Here is a 3,950-nt window from a genome sequence, read left to right on the forward strand (position 1 = left end):
AGCGTGCGGCCCGCCTGGCGGGCGATGCGGCGCGCCAGTACCATGGCGCGCACGTCATGCTTGCCCACGGCGATGTAGGGGCCGCTCTGCTCCGTGCCGCCCACCGGATGATGACGGTGGTCGTGCCCGCGCGGATGGCGTCACGGATTTCGGTCCATGTCAGATCCGCGAAATCAACGGTATCCGGACCCGGCCGCGCGGGCGTGAGCGCGGACAGCAGGGGGGCGGCCAAGGCAGGCGCGCAGGCGGGCATGGACAGCGCCAGCGCAAGGGGTGCTGTGGCCAGGAAGGCGAGGCATTTACGCATGGGCGGCGATGGTCCTTGTGCCGGGTGATCCATGGCGCATGCTGTGCCCTGCCCCCGCGCGCTTGGCAACCGCCATGCGGCGAATGAATGAAACCGCCCCCGTTCCGGCCCGTTGAAGGGGCACATTCCCCTATCCCCAGGCTTTACAGAACGGACACGCGAACAGCCCATGACCCAGCAGACATCGCACCCCTCCGCATTGCCGCCCACCCATGCCGGAAATGGCGGTGAGACCCACCAGACCGCAGGCGGCGACATTCCGGTCCTGACCACGCAGCAGGGCGTGCCGGTGGCGGATGACCAGAACACCCTGCGCGCGGGGGCGAACGGTCCCGCGCTGATGGAGGATTTCCACTTCCGCGAAAAGATTTTTCACTTCGACCATGAACGCATACCCGAGCGCGTGGTCCATGCCCGGGGCTATGGCGCGCATGGCTATTTTGAACTGACGGACAGCCTGAGCGATGTCAGCCACGCCGATATTTTCCAGCGCGTGGGGGAGCGCACCCCGGCCTTCGTGCGTTTTTCCACTGTGGCGGGCAACAAGGGCTCGGCCGATACGGTGCGCGACGTGCGCGGCTTTGCTGTCAAGCTTTATACGAAGCAGGGCAACTGGGATATCGTGGGCAACAACATCCCCGTTTTCTTCATTCAGGACGCCATCAAGTTTCCCGATTTCGTCCACGCGGCCAAGCAGGCCCCGGACCGCGACTTCCCGCAGGCGCAGACGGCGCATGACAATTTCTGGGATTTCGTGTCCCTCTCGCCCGAGGCGACGCACATGGTCTGCTGGGCCATGTCCGACCGGGCCATTCCGCGCTCCTTCCGCTTCATGGAAGGGTTCGGCGTCCATACCTTCCGCCTGATCGATGCGCAGGGTCAGTCCACCTATGTAAAATTTCACTGGAAGCCGAAGCTGGGCCTGCAGTCCATCGTGTGGAACGAGGCGCTCAAGATCAACGGGGCCGATCCCGACTTCCATCGCCGTGACCTGTGGCAGGCCATCACCAGCGGCCAGTTCCCCGAATGGGAACTGGGCGTGCAACTGTTCGATGATGCGTTTGCCGACAGCTTCCCCTTCGACATCCTCGACCCCACCAAGCTGATACCGGAAGAACTGGTGCCCATCCGCCGCGTGGGCCGGCTGGTGCTGAACCGGATGGTGGACAATTTCTTCGCCGAGACGGAACAGGTGGCCTTCTGCACCCAGAATATCGTGCCCGGCGTCGATTTCACCAACGATCCACTGCTTCAGGGGCGCAATTTTTCCTATCTGGATACACAGACCAAGCGCCTCGGCGGCCCCAATTTCACGCATATTCCCATAAACGCGCCCAAATGCCCGTTCCACAATTTCCAGCAGGACGGGCACATGGCCATGCACAATCCGAAGGGTCGCGCCAATTACGAACCCAATTCATGGCCGCAGCCCGCCGGTGGCCCGCGTGAAAGCACGACAGGCTACCAGTCCTTCGCGCAGGATGTATCCGGCCCCAAGCAGCGCCAGCGCTCCGAATCCTTTGCCGATCATTACAGTCAGGCGCGCCTGTTCTGGATCAGCCAGACGGCGGTGGAGCAGACCCATATCCGCGATGCCTTCATTTTCGAGCTGAGCAAGGTCGAGACCCCGGCCATCCGCGCGCGCATGGTCAGCCATCTGCGTCATGTGGATGAAGGGCTGGCCACAGGTGTGGCCAAGGGGCTTGGCCTGTCCCCCCTGCCCGAACCGGCGAAGGCGGCGCGCCCGGTGGTGGCGGGACTTGAACCCTCCCCCGCGCTGAGCATCCTGAAGAACGGGCCGGACAGTTTCGCGGGCCGCAAGCTGGGCATCGTGGTGACGGATGGCGTGGACCATCGCCTGCTCACCGCCCTGCGCGACGCCGTGGCCGCCGTGGGCGCCACGTCCGAACTGATCGCGCCAACGGTGGGCGGCTGAAGGACAGTGTGGGCAACCCGCTCGTGGCGCAGCAGCGGATCAACGGTGGGCCGTCGGTACTCTATGACGCGGTGGCCCTGCTGCCTACGGTAGAGGGGGCGAACGCCCTGCGCCATGAAGCCACGATGCGCGACTTCATTACCGACGCCTATGCCCATGCCAAGTTCATCGCGCATAACGATGCCGCCGAGATCATTCTGGCGGCGGCGGGCCTGCACCCCAAGATGCGTGATGAAGGGGTGATCGCCCTGCACGGCACGCTGGATGCCGACAGGTTCGTGCAGACCTGTGGCGCGCTGCGCCTGTGGGCGCGTGAGGGACGGGTGCACGCGATCTGACAACGCCCTTGCCACCGGCTGTCATCCATCCCCACATTATGGCAGCCGGGCAGGTCCGCCCGGCCTGACAGAACGGCAAGAAACACAGACATGACCGATACACCCGCCCCCCCGCGCCCCCATGTGTCCATCCTGTACTGCACGCGCTGCAACTGGCTGCTGCGTGCGGCATGGATGGCGCAGGAGCTTCTTTCCACCTTTGGCGAGGATCTGGGCAGCGTCACTCTTGTTCCCGGCAGTGGCGGCCATTTTGAAATCAGCGTTGACGGGAATGTAATCTGGGAACGCAAGCGCGATGGCGGCTTTCCCGGCCCCAGGGAACTCAAGCAGCGTGTGCGCGACGTGATCGCGCCCGAACGCGACATGGGCCATATCGACCGCAAATCCTGATGCGCGCCGCATTGTAACGGCCCTGCCCGCGCACTACGTAACGGCTATGAAAACCATTCCCCCCAATACGGATGCGGCACATATCACCCGTGAGATCGCGCGGCTGCGTAATCTGGCCACGGTGCTTGACGCTGCCTTTCGCATTCCCGGCACAAAGGCCCGCTGGGGGCTTGATGCGCTGATCGGGCTGCTGCCTGCAGGTGGGACGGTGGTCATGCTGCTGCCCTCCCTTTATATTGTATGGAAAGGCTGGCGTCTGGGCGCGGGTCGCCCCCTGCTTGCGCGCATGCTGGTCAATGTGATGGTGGAGGTCGCGGCCGATCTGGTGCCTGTGCTGGGCGATATATTCGATGTCGCGTTCAAGGCCAACCTGCGCAACGTCGCATTGCTGGAGCAGTATTTCGGCACGGTCAGGCCTGATCGCCCTGCATGGCATAATGGCGGCATTTTCCGAAGATTTTGGAAGACGCTTCACCAAAAACTTATGATTTGCAGGGCGTTCCGGGGCCAATCCCGCCCACCCCATGGACATGGGAAATGCGGCCGCTGGACTGCGCCCTTTCGCGCATGAACCCATTGCATTAAAGACAGTTCATGGCTTCTTCCCACCTGCAACAGGTCATCGCGGCGCTTGCGCCCCATCTGGGGGAGCGATCACGCGCCGTGATACCCACAAACATGACCTTCACGCTGGCCCTGCCGGATGATGCCCCGGCCATCATGGCGCAATGCCATGCCCATCATGTGCCGGTGGTGGTCGGCGCGGGCATGTCGGTCGGGGGAAACATCATCCCGCCCTCCTCCATCCCGTCCTGAACCCGCGAAGCAGGAAGCCCATGCTGACCCCTACCGATCACCTTCTGGCCCAGGCGCTGGAATTGCTGCGTCGCGGGCAGTTCGCCCATGCCCGCGCCGTGCTGGAGCCGTGCGCCGATACCCCGCGCGCCGAAATCCTGCTGGCCCATGCCCATGCCGGCTG

The 3,950-nt window shown here is 63.9% G+C and carries 2 protein-coding genes and 3 pseudogenes; 4 read left to right on the forward strand and 1 reads right to left on the reverse strand.

From position 1 onward, the window contains the following. Positions 1–307, reverse strand: a pseudogene (locus JCM25156_RS23465) (creatininase family protein); the annotation flags it as partial. A 169-nt stretch (positions 308–476) separates the two neighbouring features. Between JCM25156_RS23465 and JCM25156_RS23470 the strand changes: the two are divergent. The 4 genes and pseudogenes from JCM25156_RS23470 to JCM25156_RS10610 all read left to right on the forward strand — a co-directional run bounded on the left by JCM25156_RS23470 (position 477) and on the right by JCM25156_RS10610 (position 3,787). Then, positions 477–2,581: pseudogene (locus JCM25156_RS23470) on the forward strand (catalase). Positions 2,582–2,671: 90 nt separating this feature from the next. Beyond that, a complete protein-coding gene (locus tag JCM25156_RS10600; RefSeq protein ID WP_025813063.1) occupies positions 2,672–2,971 on the forward strand; it encodes an Rdx family protein in 300 nt (99 codons plus the stop codon). Between the two features lie 46 nt (positions 2,972–3,017). Beyond that, positions 3,018–3,398, forward strand: a pseudogene (locus tag JCM25156_RS23475) (DUF4112 domain-containing protein); the annotation flags it as partial. A 167-nt stretch (positions 3,399–3,565) separates the two neighbouring features. After that, a complete protein-coding gene (locus JCM25156_RS10610) occupies positions 3,566–3,787 on the forward strand; it encodes a hypothetical protein (RefSeq protein ID WP_025813065.1) in 222 nt (73 codons plus the stop codon). Positions 3,788–3,950: the final 163 nt, after the last annotated feature.

The organism is Komagataeibacter kakiaceti JCM 25156, from assembly GCF_000613305.1.

Excerpts from the sequence above, each read along its gene's own strand:
- JCM25156_RS10610 (WP_025813065.1), top strand. The coding sequence starts at position 3,566 with ATGGCTTCTTCCCACCTGCAACAGGTCATCGCGGCGCTTGCGCCCCAT.
- JCM25156_RS10600 (WP_025813063.1), top strand. The coding sequence starts at position 2,672 with ATGACCGATACACCCGCCCCCCCGCGCCCCCATGTGTCCATCCTGTAC.